This is a genomic window from Myxococcus stipitatus DSM 14675, assembly GCF_000331735.1.
In the GTDB taxonomy this organism is placed as follows: domain Bacteria; phylum Myxococcota; class Myxococcia; order Myxococcales; family Myxococcaceae; genus Myxococcus; species Myxococcus stipitatus.
Window position 1 is genome coordinate 9743587 of sequence record NC_020126.1, and the last position, 15372, is coordinate 9758958.

Here is a 15372-nt window from a genome sequence, read left to right on the forward strand (position 1 = left end):
CCCGTCACGACTCGATGGGGCGCAGCTCTCCGGAGCTCACCTTGTTGAAGCGCCACACGAGCGCGAACGCGACCAGGATGAGTCCGATGCACAGGCCCCACCAGATGCCCACCACGCCCATCCCCATCTTGAAGCCCAACAGCAGGGTGAGCGGCAGGCCGACCACGTAGTGCCCCACCATGTTGGCGATGAAGGTGAAGCGCGTGTCGCCCAGGCCGCGCAGCACACCCGCGCCCACGCCCTGCACGCCGTCGAACACCTGGAAGATGGCGCTCACCATCAGCAGCGGAATCGCCAGGGGCAGCACGTCCGCGGCCGCGCCCGCCACCTTCGCCAGGGGGCCTGGGAAGACGGCGAAGACCAGCGCCCAGAGCGACATGAAGGCCGCGCCCGTGCCGAAGGCCACGAAGCCGCTCAGCCGCGCCTGGGCCGCGTCCCGAGCCCCCACGGCCCAGCCCACCCGCACGCTGCCCGCGTTGCCCACGCCCACCGCCACGGTGAAGGTGAGGCTGCTGAAGGAGATGGCAATCTGGTGCGCCGCCATGCTCGCCGGCCCCAGGCCCGCCGCGAGGATGCCCGCCAGCGCGAAGACACCAATCTCCGCGGCGATGTGCAGCCCCGCCGGCGTTCCAATCCGAATCGCCTGCGACAGGTCCGCCCACACCGGCTTGCGCGAGGGCTTCTCCGCATCCGGCGGCGTCATGCGCTTCACCGCGTAGAGCACGATTCCCAGCTGCAACGCCGTACACAACACCGAGTCGATGGCCGCGCCCTTCACCCCCAGCGCCGGCACCAGCCGCAAGGGGCCCGTCCACTCCGGAAGCCCCGCGCCGCCGAACACCAGGAGCAGGTCCGTCATGAGGTTCACCACGTTGGCCACCAACGTGGACACCACCAAGGGCCGGATGTTCGCGGTGGACGTCAGGTACGTGCGCACCGTCATGTAGGCCAGCATCAGCGGCAAGCTGGGGGAGCGCCAGATGAGGTAGTCGCGCGTCTGGGACAGCTCCGGCTCCACCACGCCCGCCATGGGCAGGAGCGCCGGCACACCGAACAGGAGCAGCCACAGCACCGAGCCCGCCGCCAGCGCCAGCCAGCCGCCCTGCCACAAGAGCGCTCGGGCCCGCGACTCGTTGCGCGCGCCGATGGCCTGGGACAGGAGGGGGTCCAGGCCCATCATCAGCCCCATGCCGAAGCTGCTGATGGCGAAGAAGAGGCCGTTCCCCAGCCCCGCCGCGGCCAGCTGCGAGGTGCCCGCGTGCCCCATCACCAGCGTGTCCACCAACCCCATGAGCGCCTGACCGGCCTGCGCGATGGCGATGGGGATGGCCAGCTTCATCAAGGCCTTGAACTCGATGCGCAGCGTCGGGCGAATCTCGGACTGGGGGGGTAGGACGGCGGTAGACATGACGGGCGGGCTATAGCGCCTTCCGAAATGGAAAGCGCGGCCCGCGAGGGACGCATTCATGTGCCCCCGCCTGACTTTTCGCCAGGCGAATCACGCCTCCTCGAATGGGTCGGGCCCCGGACAACCCGCGTCCGGAGCCCGCCTTGTCCCGTCGCCCGCCGAGCGCCTCAGCGCACGGGCGGCTGGAAGTACGTGGTGGCCACCGGCGTCTGGAGCGACGGCGCCTTCGCCGCGCGCACCCCTGCATCCGAGATGGCGTACACGTAGTCATCCGCCATGACGCTGCGGCGCACGAACGGCGCCCAGACCCCGCTCCACCGGTTCACGTTGGCGCGCTGATACATGTCGTTCATCGACACCGCGCCGAGCGGCGTGATGCCCGTGGCCGTGTCCACGCGGAACACGCGCAGCTCGCTCGTGAAGCCCTGCCAGTAGTCGCCCGAGCCCTGTCCCCAGTCCATGAACGGCACGGCCAGCAGGCCCTTGGACGGGAAGAAGTTGAACGCCTTGTGCTCGTACAGCGCCTCGCTGTAGCTGGAGAGGGTCCCCACGCGATGCGTGAAGGCCTCCTTGGGATGGGCCAGGTCGCTCACGTCGAAGAGCGACACCTTCAGCGCGCGGCTGGTCCAGCCGCCGTCCAGGTCGCGGTCCTCGCCGAAGGTGAGCAGGTGCGTGTCGCCCAGCGGGTGGATGTACGTGGAGAAGCCCGGGATGCTCAGCGCGCCCACCTTGCGAGGATGCGTCGGGTCGCTCAGGTCGAACGTGAAGAGCGGGTCCTTCTGCAGGAAGGTGACGACGTAGCCCTTCTTCCCAACGAAGCGCGCGCTGAAGATGCGCTCGCCCGGCGCCAGGTCCTCGCTGCGCCCCAGCTCCTTCAAGCCGCTGCCCTGCTCCGCGAGCGTGACGACGCGGCTGACGGTGTTCGCCCCACCGCCCGGCGGACCCGACGTGTTGCCCAGTCCGAAGTCCCGCATCGTGGTCACCGTGGTGGCCACGCGCAGGACGCCTTCGTACTCGTCCATCGCGAACTGGTTCACCAGGCTGCCCTGCACGGAGCCACTGCCCACGTAGGTGGCGCGGCCCGGCTCACGGATGTCGAACTTGTGCAGGTACGTGTGGTCGGACTCGTTCGCCGGCTGCGACCACCACCAGTGGCTCACCGCCAGGTAGAGCGACTCCGCGGACGCGTACACCTCGCCGGGCGCGGACACCACGCTGGTGTGTCCCGGGGGATTCCCCTCGCCGGGCGCGTCCAGGTCCAGCGACACCACCGTCACGAAGCCCAGGCCGCTGGAGGCATTGGGTCGATAGAAGTCCGAGCACCCGCGGCGCAGCGGCGTCACCTTCCCATCCGCCGCCACGCTCCGCCCGGACTGAATCCATTGGTCGAGCGACTGGGCGCGGATGAGCTGCTCGTTCTTCGCGATGAGCGCGTCGATGGCCTCGTCCAGGCGGTCCTTGTCCTCGTACAGCTCCCCCGAGTACTCGGGGTAGAAGCGGACGTCGTCGGGCCAGCGGAAGTCGTCGGAGAGCACCAGCCTCACCGCGCCGTCCACGCGCCGGGCGCTGAGATAGGACCCCGGCAGATACAGCTGCCGCGCCACCTGGGGCGCCGCCAGGTTCGCCACGTCCACCACGGTGACCTTCAGCGTGTCGCCCCCCTGGGCGCCACAATTGAAGCCCGCGCAGTCCGCGACCATTCCAAACCCGATGCCACCGCCCCAGACCGAGGGCCGTCCCGGGCGGCCGTCACTCACCTGCGAGGTGATGACCAGCCGGCGGCGCTCCTTGTCGTAGAGCATCTCCCGAGGCCAGCCCTCGATGTCCATCGTCGCGGCCAAGGTGAGCTGCTCCGCGGGCCAGGAGCGGTGCACGTACAGCCGGGAGCCCGACAACACGAAGAGGTTCGTGCCGTCGTTCTGGACGAAGTCCGCCTCGTGCACACCCGCCACCTGGTTGTTGGTGCCCGTGTAGTCGTCCGGCTCGCGAGGTGAGCCGGAGCCATCGTTCTCCGGCTGCCCGCCCATGTTCGGGATGGAGGGCACCCCATCTCCCCTCCACCAGCCGCGGGGGCGCGAGGACTCCAGCATCGCGCGCATGCGCTTGGTCGCCGTGTCCTCGATGAAGGACTCCAAGGACTCACAGCTCGAGAACGCGTCCAGCCGAGCCTCCTGCCGCACCGGCTCGTTCTCCATCCACCAGGGCTGCTTCTCGTCGCCACACCCCGCCACCACCATCGCCGCAAGCCCTACCCACCCGTAGCGCTTCCATTGCCGCATAAGGCTCCTCTCGTCTGTCGACCGGGCCCCACCTGCATGTGACTACCCACGCGTCCGGAAGGTCTCTGGGGCCCGCGCCGCTCCTGCCACCCCCATGCCAACAAAGGGATGTCTCGGAACTTCGGGGTTTCCACGCGGCGGTGGCCCCGCGCGTCTCAGAAACCTGATGCCCGAGGCGTCCCGGAGGGAGGAAAACCGTGAGTCCTCGGGACGAAGCGGACGAACTGCTGCGTCAGCGCCGGGTCCATGCGCTCCAGGCGCAGGCCCATGCCCGCGGGGGCTCGGAAGGCGCCCGGGAGACGTGGGGGATTGGACCAGACCACCGTGGCCTCGGCGGAGCAGGGGGTGCGCTGTCCGGCGAGCAACACCCGCAGGGACAGCTTCGTCCCCTCGCGCGCCGGGGTGAGGGTGCGCACGAAGAGTCCCTCGGGGCTCGCGTCGTGGCTGAAGCCCGACAGCGTCGTGCCGCCGCCCACCGGGGAGAACTCCACCACGGTAAAGAAGGGCACGCGCTCCGCGGCGCGAAGGGGCACCCGCTCCGGCACCAGCCGCGACAGCACGCGCCCCAAAAGCTCGTCCGCGCCCAGGTGCCGCTTCTCCAGCAGCGGCGCGCCCGAGAGCGCCTGCGCGCGGGCCAGCACCTCCGCCGACTCCTCCGCGCGCGACAGCAGCACCAGCGGCTTGCGCGGATGGACCTCGCGCAGCTTCGCGGCCAGGGCCAGCGTCTCCCGCGGGGACCGCGACACGTCCACGAGGAAGCCATCCAGCAGCGCCGAGTGCTCGCTCGCGAGCTTCTCCGCGTCCTGCGCGTCGCGGGCGTACAGGACGTGCAGCCCCTCCTGCTCCAGCGCGCCTCCCAGGAACGTGTGCAGGAAGCGTCCGCCCTCCACGAGCAGCATCCGGCGGCCCTTCGGGGGCCCTTCCTTCGAGCGCTCGCGAGCGCCTCGCACCGCCACCAGCTTCGCCTGCAGCGCATCCAGCACCACGGGCTTGGGCAGGAAGTCGTCGGCGCCCGCGCGCCAGCAGTGCATCACCTCGTGCGGCTCCCCCGCGGAGGTGAACATGATGACGGGCACGTTGCGGCCGGCCGGGTGTGACTTCACCGCGCGGCAGACCTCGTCGCCCTGCATGCGCTCCATGCGCAGGTCCATCAGGATGAGCATGGGCGCGCGGCGCGCCAGCTCCGCCAGACACGCCTCGCCACCCTCGAGCGTCACCGGCTCGCAGCCCAGCCGCGCCAGGTGCAGGCGCACCACCTCGCGAGCCGTGCGCGAGTCATCCACCACGAACACAGGCTCTCGCGTGGTGGAAGTGGGAGCATTCATGGTCAGGCGCGCGGCTCCTGCTTGCCGGACAGCAGCTGCGTGAGCTGCCGGGCGATGGCGGCGCACTTCGCCGCGTCCTTGCCATCCAACGCGGAGCGTCCCCCGTCGAGCAACCGCTGCACGGTGCCCACCGCGGCCTCCGCCTCCGGACTGGGGTTCTCCTGCGCGCTCTTCTGGAGCAGCCGCGCCAGCTTCTCGCCCCGCTCCAGCAGCTTGCGGAAGGTCTCCTCCGCGCGCTTCGCGTCCACCACGCCCTGCGACTTCGCGTAGTTCGCCTGCTCCGCGCCCAGCTTCTCCGCCTCGCCGTGGGGCAGCCCGGCGCGCGCCTCCAGCCGCACCGTCTCCATGTTTCCGGTGGTCAGGTCCGTGGCCTTCACCGACAGGATGGCCTCGCCGGACAGCTCGAAGACGACCTCCAGGGGCACATCTCCGCGCGCCGCCACGTGCAGGCTCTTGAGCACCACCTCGCCCAGCTTGTGGTTCTCGTCCTGGAACTCGCTCTCCCCCTGGTACACGGGGATGCGCGCCTCGGACTGGCCGGAGGTGCCCGGGAAGAAGATGTCGCGCGCGACGACGGGCACGCCCGTGTTCTTCGCGATGAGCCGCTTCACGCGCCCGCCCAGCACGCCCACGCCCAGGCTCTGGCTGGCCACGTCCAGGAGCAGCGCCTGACCCGACTGGCGCAGCAGCTCATCCGCCTGCACCGCCGCGCCCAGCGCCACCGCTTCATCCGGATGCACGTCCGTGGACGGCGCGCGACCGAAGAAGTCCGCCACCAGCCGGCGCATCATCGGCACCCGCGTCATGCCGCCCACCAGCAGCACCACGTCCACCGAGCGCGGGTCCATCTTCGCCTCGCGCATCACGCCCTCGCACGCCTCCAGGCAGCGACGGGACAGCGGCTCCGAGAGCGTCTCGAAGAAGGAGCGCGTGAGCACCGTCTCCAGCGTGGTGGTGCGCCGCCCCTGCGAGGAGTGGTCCCCCAGGTCCGACACGGAGATGGTGGCCTCCTCGTTCTCCGTCAGCTCGCGCTTGGCCGCCTCCGCCGCCACCTTCAAGCGGCGCAGGCTCTGCGCGTCTTGGGACACACCCTGACGGAACTCCTCGTCCACCTGCGCCAGGAGCCACTGGACGATGCGCTGGTCGAAGTCCTCGCCGCCCAGCCTCGGGTCGCCGCCGGTGGCGCGCACCTCGAAGACGCCGGACTTCACGTCGAGGATGGACACATCGAAGGTGCCACCGCCCAGGTCGAACACCAGCGCGTTGCCCTCGAAGCCGCGCGACAGGCCGTACGCCAGCGCCGCCGCGGTGGGCTCGTTCACCAGCCGCACCACGTCCAACCCGGCGATGGAGGCCGCCTCGCGCGTCGCCTGGCGCTGGTTGTCGTCGAAGTTGGCGGGGACGGTGATGACGCACTTGGTGACGGTGCGGCCGAAGTGCGCCTGCGCGTCGAGCGCCAGCTCTCCGAGAATCATCGCGGAGACCTGCGTGACGGGCATCACCCGCCCCGCCAGCTTCACGCGCACGTCTCCGGAGGGGCCCGCCACGAGCGGATAGGGCACCAGCGCCTTGGCCTGCTGCACCAGCTCCGGCGTGTAGCGGCGACCCAGGAATCGCTTGGTCGCCCACACCACGGAGTCGGGGTGGGCCTCCGCGAGTGCCTGGGCTTGTTGGCCCACGATGCGCTCGCCGCCCTTCGTCACGCCGACGATGGAAGGCGTGAGCCGACCACCCGCACGTGCGGGGATGAGGCGCGGCCGTCCGTCTTCGACGGTGGCGATGGCGCTGTTGGTGGTACCCAGGTCGATGCCGATGACGGGGTCGTGCATGAGGGGCTGTCGGGACCCCACGGTACGGGTCTTGACGCCTCCTCGCCAAGCCCCCTCGCGTTGGAGCTGACCGCCGCTCGATGCTTCCTCGGCCGCTCCGTCATGGAGTCCACGGGGGTGGACGGGCCAGGGGCACCATGCTAAGGGCGCGCACCGTCATGGTGAACGTCTCCATCGCCCGCCGCTACGCCCGCGCCCTCCTCGATGTCTCCTCGGAGGCGGGCCGTATTGACGCCGTCGCCGAGCAGCTGTCCGCCTTCGCCGACATCGTCGCGAAGAACCCGGAGCTGGCGGACGTCCTCCACAACCCCGCCTACTCGCGCACCCAGCGCGCCCAGGTCGTGGAAGGGGTGATGAAGCTCATCCCCCAGATGGAGGCCGTGCTGGCCAACACCCTGCGGCTGCTGGTGGACCGCAACCGCCTGTCCTACGTGCCGGATATCGCCCGCGTCTTCCGCGACATGGCGGATGCCCGTGCCGGACGCGTGCGCGGCAGCGTCACCTCCGCCGCCACCCTGTCGGCCGACTCCCTGGCCCAGCTCAAGCAGACGCTCCAGAAGATGACCCAGCGCGAGGTCATCCTCGAGACGCGCGTGGACCCCAGCCTGCTCGGCGGCGTCTCCGCCCAGGTCGGCAGCATCCTCTACGACGGCAGCCTCCGCACCCAGCTGGATGGCATGCGTCGCGAGCTGAAGCAGCACTAGGAGTAGGGCTGCCGTACGGCAGCCAACGCTCCAGGTCGTCCACTCACCCCGCAGTCCGGGGCAAACCGGTATTTCCTGTGGCCCTGGGACGGAGGTATACTCCGGGGAACGCGGGGTAACACCCGGTTTTCTGGACGACCTCACCATGCCGCAGTCCCTGCTTCACCCCCTTCCCGGTGGCCCCGTGTTCGCCGTGGCCCCCGAGGAGGCCTGGCCCTTCCTGGGCGCGGTGCTCAACGCGACAGGTTGTGGCATCGCCCTGTTGGACAGGGAACTGCGGCCCGTGTGGGTGAATGGTGCGCTGACGTCCCTCTCGTGCCTTGAGGCGCGCACCTACCTGGGCCGGCCCCTGGTGGACGTCTGGCCCAAGCTCGCCGTGTCGCTCGCGCCGCTGCTCGCGCGCGCGCTGTCTGGCGAGCATGTGGTGGAGGCCTCGCTGACGGGCGCGTTGTCCCTCGCGAGTGGAGAGCGGCACCTGCGCGTGGGGCTGTCGCCCGCGCACCAGGCCGGCGTGCCGGTGGGCGTGGTGCTGTGGATGCGGGACGACACGGAGCGCGCGCAGGCGGAGGAGCGGGTGCGCGAGCGCGAGTCCCACATGCGCGGCGTCGCGGACGTGGCCTGTGACGGGTACTTCCTTCACGAGAACGGCACGGTGCTGGACGCCAACCGGGGCATCGCGCAGCTGTTGGGCTACGACGCGCCCCGGGAGCTGATCGGCCACCACATCATCGAGTTCGTCGCCCCCGAATACCGGCCCGCGGTGATGTCCGCGGTGACACGGGGCGTGGAGACACCCTACGAGGTGCTGTGCGTGCGGCGCGACGGGCGCCGCGTCCCGCTGGAGGTCCTGGGGCGCAACGTCACCTGGGAGGGCCGGCAGGTGCGGCTGGCGGCCGTCTGGGACATCAGCGGGCGCAAGGCGGCGGAGGAGCGCGCGGAGCGGACCGAGCACTTCCGGGAGCAGCTCCTGGGCGTGGTGGGCAATGACCTGCGCACGCCGCTGCAGACCATCCAGATGGGCACCGGCGCCCTGCAGCGCCTGGGCGGCATGGAGGAGCCCCAGCAGCGGCTGGTGGGCCACATGGCGCAAGCGGCCCGGCGCATGGAGCGGATGATCCACGAGCTGCTGGACTTCACCCGGGCGCGGCTGGCGGGGGGATTGCCGGTGCACCCGGAGCCGCTCCTGCTGGACCGGCTGGTGGAGCGGGTGATGGAGGAGCGGCGGCAGCTGCACCCAGGCCGCACGCTGCTGATGGAGACGCAGGGAGACCTGCGCGGCCACTGGGACCCGGCGCGACTGTCACAGCTGGCGGACACCCTCCTGGGCAGCGTGCTCCAGCACAGCCCGGACACCACGCCCGTGTGGCTGCGGCTGGTGGGCTCCGTGGGGGGCGTGACGCTCGCCATCCGCAACGACTCGCTGACGGTGCCCTCCGAGGACCACGCCACCCTCTTCGAGCCCTTCCGCCGAGGCCGTCCCGCCAGTGCGGATGGCCTGGGCCTGGGCCTCTACATCGCCCGGCAGGTGGCCCTGGCCCACGGAGGCCGGCTCACGCTGGAGTCCTTCCAGGGCGGGACGCGCTTCGTCGTCTGGCTGCCCCGCGAGCCGCCCGTCCGCTAGAGACGGAAACGCGCCTCCCGGAAGTCCCGTGCGCCCCGTATGGGAGGGCCGTGACTTACCGGGTTGATAATGCCCCGAGAGCCCTGAATGTCGTGCGCATTGCAGCGGGTGGGGGTGCGTGGTAAGGGGCCCCGACTTCTAGCTTTCGGCGGACCCGAACCGACCTGGCCCGCCCCCTGTTCGAGGACGCAAAACGCCCATGGAAATCCGCGCCGACGAGATCAGCAGAATCATCCGGGAGCAGATCAAGGACTACGGCAAGAAGGTCACCGTCGCGGAGACGGGCACCGTGCTGTCCGTCGGCGACGGTATCGCGCGCATCTACGGCCTGGAGGGCGTGCTGGCCGGCGAGCTGGTGGAGTTCACCAACGGGGTGAAGGGCCTGGTGCTCAACCTCGAGGAGGACAACGTCGGCGTCGCCATCATGGGTGACTTCCAGAGCATCCGCGAGGGTGACACGGTCAAGCGCACCCAGCAGATTGCCTCCGTGCCGGTGGGCAAGGGCCTGCTGGGCCGCGTGGTGGACCCGCTCGGCCTGCCCCTGGACGGCAAGGGCCCCATCGAGGCCACCGAGACGCGCCGCCTCGAGGTGAAGGCGCCCGGCATCGTGAAGCGCAAGAGCGTGCACGAGCCGCTGCAGACGGGCATCAAGGCGCTGGACGCGCTGGTGCCGGTGGGTCGTGGTCAGCGCGAGCTCATCATCGGTGACCGCCAGACGGGCAAGACGGCCGTCGCCATCGACACCATCATCAACCAGAAGGGCCTGAACGTTTACTGCATCTACGTGGCCATCGGCCAGAAGCAGTCGACGGTCGCCCAGGTGGTGGAGAAGCTCAACCGCTTCGGCGCCATGGAGTACACCACGGTGGTGGCGGCCAACGCCTCCGACCCGGCCCCCATGCAGTTCTTCGCGCCGTACGCCGGCGTGGCCATGGGCGAGTACTTCCGCGACAACAAGATGCACGCCCTCATCATCTACGACGACCTGTCCAAGCAGGCCGTGGCGTACCGCCAGCTGTCGCTGCTGCTGCGCCGCCCGCCGGGTCGTGAGGCGTACCCCGGCGACGTGTTCTACGTGCACAGCCGCCTGCTGGAGCGCGCCGCCAAGCTGTCCGACGAAGAGGGCGCGGGCTCCCTCACGGCGCTGCCCATCATCGAGACGCAGGCCGGCGACGTGTCCGCCTACATCCCGACGAACGTCATCTCCATCACCGACGGGCAGATCTTCCTCGAGACGGACCTGTTCTTCTCCGGCGTCCGCCCGGCCATCAACGTCGGTCTGTCCGTGTCCCGCGTCGGTTCCGCCGCGCAGATCAAGGCCATGAAGCAGGTGGCCGGCACGATGAAGCTGGACCTGGCGCAGTACCGCGAGCTCGCGGCCTTCGCGCAGTTCGGCTCGGACCTGGACAAGGCCACGCAGGAGACGCTGGCCCGCGGCGCGCGCATGGTGGAGCTCCTCAAGCAGGGCCAGTACGAGCCGCTGCCCGTCGAGCGTCAGGTCATGCAGATCTACGCCGCCACCAACCGCGACGACGCCAAGAAGCGCGGCTGGGTGCGCGACATCCCCGTCTCCGACGTGGTGCGCTGGATGCGTGAGTTCCTGGAGTTCGCGGACGGCAAGCACCCGAACGTCGCGAAGGACATCGCCTCCAAGCGCGAGCTCACCAACGACATCAAGGCCGCGCTGAACAAGGCCATCACGGAGTTCAACGAGGTCTTCCAGCCCACCCCGGGCGCGAAGGTCTAGTTCCTCCGGCCGCAAGGCCCGCTGGTCACCGAGCCCCGCTCTCCCTCACCGGGAGGCGGGGCTTCGTGTTTCCGGCGAGCGCGGGGCGAGACGTTCCTCCCCGTCAACGCCCCGCTCGCGAGGTCCCTCTCGCGAGCGAGGAAGGGCCGCTCAGCGCAGGCGCGGCAGGAGCGCGCGCAGGCTGCGGTCCGCGCCGCCCCGAGCGCCCAGGGCCTCGATGGCCTTCAGCTCGTAGGGCAGCACGTTGTCGCGAGACACCAACTGCACCTGCGCCCCCAGCGCGGCCGGCAGCGCCAGGTCCAGTTCGTAGATGTCACCGGCGACCAGCGTCTCCTCGGGCTTGGTGCCCGTGGAATCCCAGACGCGCTTGAGGGCCTCGAAGTAGCGGCCCCGGCGCAGGTAGATGGGGCGGCGCAACACGCCATCCAGTTGCTGCTGTTCCGGCACTGCGTCGAAGCGCGCGTCGGACACGTCCGGCGGGTCCAGGAGGAACTTGCGCGCGTCGCCGGAGACCTTCAGCCGCTCACGCCCCTTGGGCGCCAGCGTGTCGAGCTTCTTCTCCACCAGCTCCGTGTGCGCGTTGGTGACGACCGTCACGGGCATCCCCGTGGCCAGCAGCGCCTCCAGCACTTCCTTCGCCTCCGGCTTGAAGGCCGTGGCGGAGTACACATACGAGTCGCGATACAGCTTCTGCACCGCCTCCGAGCGCGTCGCGTCGTCCGTGCCCACCGCCAGCCGCTGGAAGATGCGGTGCGCCGCGGTGGTGGCCGTCAGGTACGGGTCCGCGGTGGCGGGCGCCACCACCTTGCCGCCCAGGTTCCACCCCAGCAGGTCAGCCCCCGCGCGCAGCGCCGCGACTTCCTCGTCCCACGCCTGCTCCACGCCCTGCCCCAGCGCACGGGCGAGTCCGTCACGAAAGTGTGTCAGGAAGGGCGCGCTCTCCGTCGCCACGTCCGTGAAGGTCCCGTCGAAGTCCAGCACCACACAAGCAATTGCCATCAGCCCACCGACTCCCGAAGTTGGAAAAGGGGACGGATGACGCCCCGCCCGCGCCCGCGAATCAAGCCCGCGCCCGCATTTCCGCCCTGTAAACTTGGGCCTTTCCTGTAAATCAGGTGGGCAGGCAGGCACCTTGAGGCCTACAGCAGGTGCGTCGGTAGCATTCCACGGGCATGGAAGCGACGCGGCGAAACGAGGCGGCGCTGAGGCACCGGGCGTGGTTGCCCTGGGGCCTGCTCGCCGGAGCGTGTGTGCTGGGCGCCACGGGGGCCTGGGCGGGCTCCCGCTCCATGTCCGCGCTGGCCGAGCGGCGGACCCAACTGGAGCGGGAAGCCGCCGAGTCCGAGGCCCGCGTGGCGGAGCTCCAGGCGCTGCGCGAGGCCATGGCCCGCCGGCTGAAGGTGCTGGAGCAGCAGCACCAGGCGGCTCGGGCGGATGCGACGGCGGCCGCGGCGGCCTGCGCGGTGGCCCCCGCCGCCCTCCCGCCCGCACCCGCGGGCCCCGCGCGCCCGGAGCCGCGCCGTGCGGGCAAGGCCTCCGCGAAGGGCAAGAAGGGCCCTCGCCGCTGAAGACCCCCTGAGGCCCCGGTGTCCACCGGTGTTGAATAAAGTCACGGGCAGGCCGTCTTGGTTCGTGTCGCCCTACCCCGGCCACCGCCCGAGGAGCCCACCGTGTTCACGCTTCGTTCGCTGTTGAGTGCCGTCCTCGCGTTGGGGCTCCTGCTGGGCACCTCCTCCGCGGAGGCGCGCTTCGGCAAGCGCTCGCGGCCCTCGCAGAGCGACTCCCCCCGGAACGACGACAAGAACGACGACACGCACGAGGCGACGCCCGTGGGCCAGGAGGACTCGGACGACGACGACGCGGAGCGGGAGCGCCGCCGCCGTCGTCGCCGCCATGTCACCTCCGACCCGGCGGCGGTCGATGTCGGCCTCATCACGTTCATCTTCGCCAGCGGCAATCACCGGCTGAGGGGGGACGAGCCGCGCTACCGGGGCGAGGTCCGCCAGGAGCGCCACGCGGCGCCCATCTCCTTCCGCGTGGGCCTCCAGGCCGGCCCCGTCCAGCAGAGCGGCGGCGGCGCGGGAGACCTCTTCCTCGGAATCGAAGGCCGGCGCTTCGGCATGGACGCCCGCTTCACCGGCATCGCGGTGGACGCCGACGACGGCTCCGACGAGGTCGACAGCATCTCCCTCTGGGAGGCGCACCTCACGTGGGCCCTCATCTCCCAGGAGCGCGTCCGCCTGCGCGTCGAGGCGGGCCTCAGCGGCGCGCGGGCTCCCGACATCTCCTTCGTGGGCTTCAGCATGGGCCTGTCCATGGAGGCCTGTCTGGCGGGCCCGCTGGACTTCGAGGCGCGCGTGCAGGCGACGCCCTTCCCCTATCGCCAGGTGGACGCGAGCGCCGCGCTGGCGCTGCACCTGGGCGCGGTGGTGTTGCGCGGTGGCTACCGCGGCATGCTGCTGGATGACGCGGGCCACGTGGATGGGATTGCCCACCGCGACACGTTCCACGGCCCGTTCGCGGGACTGGGCCTCAGCTTCTGAGCTGATTCCAGACAGACAGCGGAAGAAGACATCACCGGCCTCGGTCTGGGACCACACTCCCGGCCGAGGCCGTCGCCGTCTTCAGGATGTCGCGCCGTCAAAGCTGTGCACTTGTCGCGCGACGCGCTGACCACGTTTGCACAGGACCGATTGGCCAACGCCCCGCCACCCCCGCGGACCATGGCCGCCAGCGCCCTCCGGCCTTTCAATGTCGCTCCCCGTCATCCCTGTCTGCCTATCAGGAAGAGGAGTGGACCTTGCCATCACCGAAGGCCGTGTTGGGCCCTTTGCTCACCGCCACCCTCTTGTTGGGTTCGAGTCATGCGGAGGCCCGCTTCGGCAAGCGCTCCAGTCCCTCGTCGTCCAGCGGCAACACCTCTTCGCAAGACCGCTCGCGCACCCATCCCGCCACCGCCATCGGCCAGGAGCACGAGGCTCCGCGGGGGGACGCGCCCCGGCAGAGGTCCAGACCTGGACGGAGCCCCGTGAGCGGCGCCGTCGTGGGCCCGGGGGCGAGCGCCGCCGCCACGTCGCCCAAGCTGTCCGCCACCTCACGCGTGGAGCGCAAGCGCGATGAGCCCGTGCCGCTCCTGGTGCGCCTGGGCGTGCAGGGCGACGTCATCAAGGAAGGCGCCTCCATGAGCCTCTTCATGGCACTGGAGGGGCGACGGATGGGATTGGACACCCGCATCACCGGCATGACGCTCGAGCCCGAGGCCGGCGCCAACCCCCACGGCAAGAAGGACCGCATCACGCTCTTGAGCGCCCGGGTGACGGCGGCGCTGTGGGCCAGCTCCCGAGGCCGCATGCGCGTGGAGGCAGGCCTGACGAGCGCCCATGCCCCTCATGTCATCTTCGTGGGCCCCAGCTTCGGCGCCTCCGCGGAGGCGTGCATCGGCCGCTCGCCCCTGGACATCGAGGTGCGGCTGAACGCCACGCCCTTCCCGCACCGGCAGGTGGACCTCTCGGCGGGCATGGCCCTGCACCTGAGCGCCTTCAACGTGCGCGGCGGCTGGCGCGCGCTGTACCTCAACGACGCCGGACACGTGGACGGCGTCGAGAACGAGGAGAGCCTCGTGGGCCCGTACCTGGGCGTGGGCCTGACGTTCTGACCCCACGTCCGGGACACCCGCGCGCGGTGGCGTGTCACGCCGCGCGCGCACCACGGGCCGGAGCCGCCCGACACGCGAGCCCCGGCCCTCGTCTCCTCAGTCGTCCGACGCCGCGGCCATGGGCACCGAGCTGCTCCCACCGCCGATGTCCGCCACCGTGGTGAGCCCCGGGCCGCGCTTCCCACTCCCCCGGCGCTTGGGCGGCGGCGCCAGCTTCGGCTCCGAGCCGAACAGCCGCTCGTATGTCTCCGGCCCGTTGATGTTCACAATCACGCCCGGGTCCTTCATGGGCACACGCCGCACCTTCATGCCCTTGAGCACCGCCTCCAACTGGTCGCCGTCCGCCGCGCGAAGCCGCTCCGCGGCCGCACGCGACATCATCACCGGCCAGCCGGCGGCCCCCTCGAACTCGGGGCGCAAGGCCTCTTCAGAGTCCCCCATCAACTTGAGCAACGACTTCACCGTGGTGGCCCGGAGCGCGGGCATGTCCACGGGGTGCAACAGCACCACGTCCGCCCCCGCCTCCAGCGCCGCGTCCAGCCCCACCTTCACCGACTGCATCTGGCTGTCCCGCCACTGTTCGGACTCCACCAGGTCCAGCCCCGGATGCTGCTCGCGCACGGCCTCCGCGTCCTTCCCCACGACACCCAGCACCTGACAGCTCGCCTTTCCAAAGGTCGACGCCAGCGACTGAAGGAAGCTCTTGTCTCCTTCGTGCAGGATGAGCGCCTTGGGGTGGGCCATCCGCCGGGCCTCGCCCGATGCGAGGATGATCGCCACTGCCTTCATACCAAGCCTCCTCCG

At 70.6% G+C, this 15372-nt stretch carries 12 protein-coding genes; 6 read left to right on the top strand and 6 right to left on the bottom strand.

Annotation, left to right across the window (positions count from 1 at the left end):
• Nucleotides 1–4 precede the first annotated feature (4 nt).
• The 4 genes from MYSTI_RS37820 to MYSTI_RS37835 all read right to left on the bottom strand — a co-directional run bounded on the left by MYSTI_RS37820 (nt 5) and on the right by MYSTI_RS37835 (nt 6841).
• Entirely contained in the window at nt 5–1408 is a 1404-nt protein-coding gene (locus tag MYSTI_RS37820) for an MATE family efflux transporter (RefSeq protein ID WP_044282579.1), read from the bottom strand.
• A 167-nt stretch (nt 1409–1575) separates the two neighbouring features.
• Nucleotides 1576–3687: a beta-propeller domain-containing protein gene (locus MYSTI_RS37825; RefSeq protein WP_015353146.1), complete on the bottom strand. Its 2112-nt coding sequence runs from the start codon at nt 3685–3687 to the stop codon at nt 1576–1578.
• A gap of 155 nt (nt 3688–3842) precedes the next feature.
• Nucleotides 3843–5012, bottom strand: coding sequence for a TIGR02266 family protein (locus MYSTI_RS37830; protein WP_015353147.1), 1170 nt, complete (start codon nt 5010–5012; stop codon nt 3843–3845).
• 2 nt (nt 5013–5014) lie between these two features.
• Nucleotides 5015–6841, bottom strand: coding sequence for an Hsp70 family protein (locus tag MYSTI_RS37835; protein WP_015353148.1), 1827 nt, complete (start codon nt 6839–6841; stop codon nt 5015–5017).
• Nucleotides 6842–6999: 158 nt separating this feature from the next.
• On the opposite strand from MYSTI_RS37835, the gene atpH reads away from it, so the two are divergent.
• From atpH to atpA, 3 genes are all read left to right on the top strand, one after another.
• Nucleotides 7000–7545 carry an ATP synthase F1 subunit delta gene (gene atpH / locus MYSTI_RS37840; protein WP_015353150.1) on the top strand — a complete coding sequence of 182 codons (546 nt, stop codon included), beginning with the start codon at nt 7000–7002 and terminating at the stop codon, nt 7543–7545.
• A gap of 145 nt (nt 7546–7690) precedes the next feature.
• The gene (locus MYSTI_RS37845) at nt 7691–9166 is read left to right on the top strand and encodes a sensor histidine kinase (protein WP_015353151.1); all 1476 of its coding nucleotides are present in this window, start codon (nt 7691–7693) and stop codon (nt 9164–9166) included.
• A gap of 199 nt (nt 9167–9365) precedes the next feature.
• Nucleotides 9366–10913 carry a F0F1 ATP synthase subunit alpha gene (gene atpA / locus MYSTI_RS37850; protein WP_015353152.1) on the top strand — a complete coding sequence of 516 codons (1548 nt, stop codon included), beginning with the start codon at nt 9366–9368 and terminating at the stop codon, nt 10911–10913.
• A 150-nt stretch (nt 10914–11063) separates the two neighbouring features.
• Here the strand turns inward: atpA and MYSTI_RS37855 are convergent, their stop codons facing one another.
• Entirely contained in the window at nt 11064–11912 is an 849-nt protein-coding gene (locus MYSTI_RS37855) for an HAD family hydrolase (protein ID WP_015353153.1), read from the bottom strand.
• Between the two features lie 173 nt (nt 11913–12085).
• On the opposite strand from MYSTI_RS37855, the gene MYSTI_RS37860 reads away from it, so the two are divergent.
• The 3 genes from MYSTI_RS37860 (at nt 12086) to MYSTI_RS37870 (ending at nt 14568) form a co-directional block, all read left to right on the top strand.
• Entirely contained in the window at nt 12086–12481 is a 396-nt protein-coding gene (locus tag MYSTI_RS37860) for a hypothetical protein (protein WP_015353154.1), read from the top strand.
• A gap of 102 nt (nt 12482–12583) precedes the next feature.
• Nucleotides 12584–13456 (top strand): hypothetical protein, encoded by an 873-nt coding sequence (locus MYSTI_RS37865; RefSeq protein WP_015353155.1) that lies wholly within the window; start codon nt 12584–12586, stop codon nt 13454–13456.
• A 257-nt stretch (nt 13457–13713) separates the two neighbouring features.
• On the top strand, nt 13714–14568 hold the full coding sequence (locus tag MYSTI_RS37870; protein WP_015353156.1) for a hypothetical protein: 855 nt from the start codon (nt 13714–13716) through the stop codon (nt 14566–14568).
• Between the two features lie 96 nt (nt 14569–14664).
• Here the strand turns inward: MYSTI_RS37870 and MYSTI_RS37875 are convergent, their stop codons facing one another.
• Nucleotides 14665–15357, bottom strand: a complete 693-nt coding sequence (locus MYSTI_RS37875; protein WP_015353157.1) for a nucleotidyltransferase family protein — start codon at nt 15355–15357, stop codon at nt 14665–14667.
• Between the last annotated feature and the right edge of the window lie 15 nt (nt 15358–15372).

Excerpts from the sequence above, each read along its gene's own strand:
- MYSTI_RS37825 (WP_015353146.1), bottom strand. The coding sequence starts at position 3,687 with ATGCGGCAATGGAAGCGCTACGGGTGGGTAGGGCTTGCGGCGATGGTG.
- MYSTI_RS37855 (WP_015353153.1), bottom strand. The coding sequence starts at position 11,912 with ATGGCAATTGCTTGTGTGGTGCTGGACTTCGACGGGACCTTCACGGAC.
- MYSTI_RS37860 (WP_015353154.1), top strand. The coding sequence starts at position 12,086 with ATGGAAGCGACGCGGCGAAACGAGGCGGCGCTGAGGCACCGGGCGTGG.
- atpH (WP_015353150.1), top strand. The coding sequence starts at position 7,000 with ATGGTGAACGTCTCCATCGCCCGCCGCTACGCCCGCGCCCTCCTCGAT.
- MYSTI_RS37835 (WP_015353148.1), bottom strand. The coding sequence starts at position 6,841 with ATGCACGACCCCGTCATCGGCATCGACCTGGGTACCACCAACAGCGCC.
- MYSTI_RS37845 (WP_015353151.1), top strand. The coding sequence starts at position 7,691 with ATGCCGCAGTCCCTGCTTCACCCCCTTCCCGGTGGCCCCGTGTTCGCC.
- MYSTI_RS37875 (WP_015353157.1), bottom strand. The coding sequence starts at position 15,357 with ATGAAGGCAGTGGCGATCATCCTCGCATCGGGCGAGGCCCGGCGGATG.
- MYSTI_RS37830 (WP_015353147.1), bottom strand. The coding sequence starts at position 5,012 with ATGAATGCTCCCACTTCCACCACGCGAGAGCCTGTGTTCGTGGTGGAT.
- atpA (WP_015353152.1), top strand. The coding sequence starts at position 9,366 with ATGGAAATCCGCGCCGACGAGATCAGCAGAATCATCCGGGAGCAGATC.
- MYSTI_RS37820 (WP_044282579.1), bottom strand. The coding sequence starts at position 1,408 with ATGTCTACCGCCGTCCTACCCCCCCAGTCCGAGATTCGCCCGACGCTG.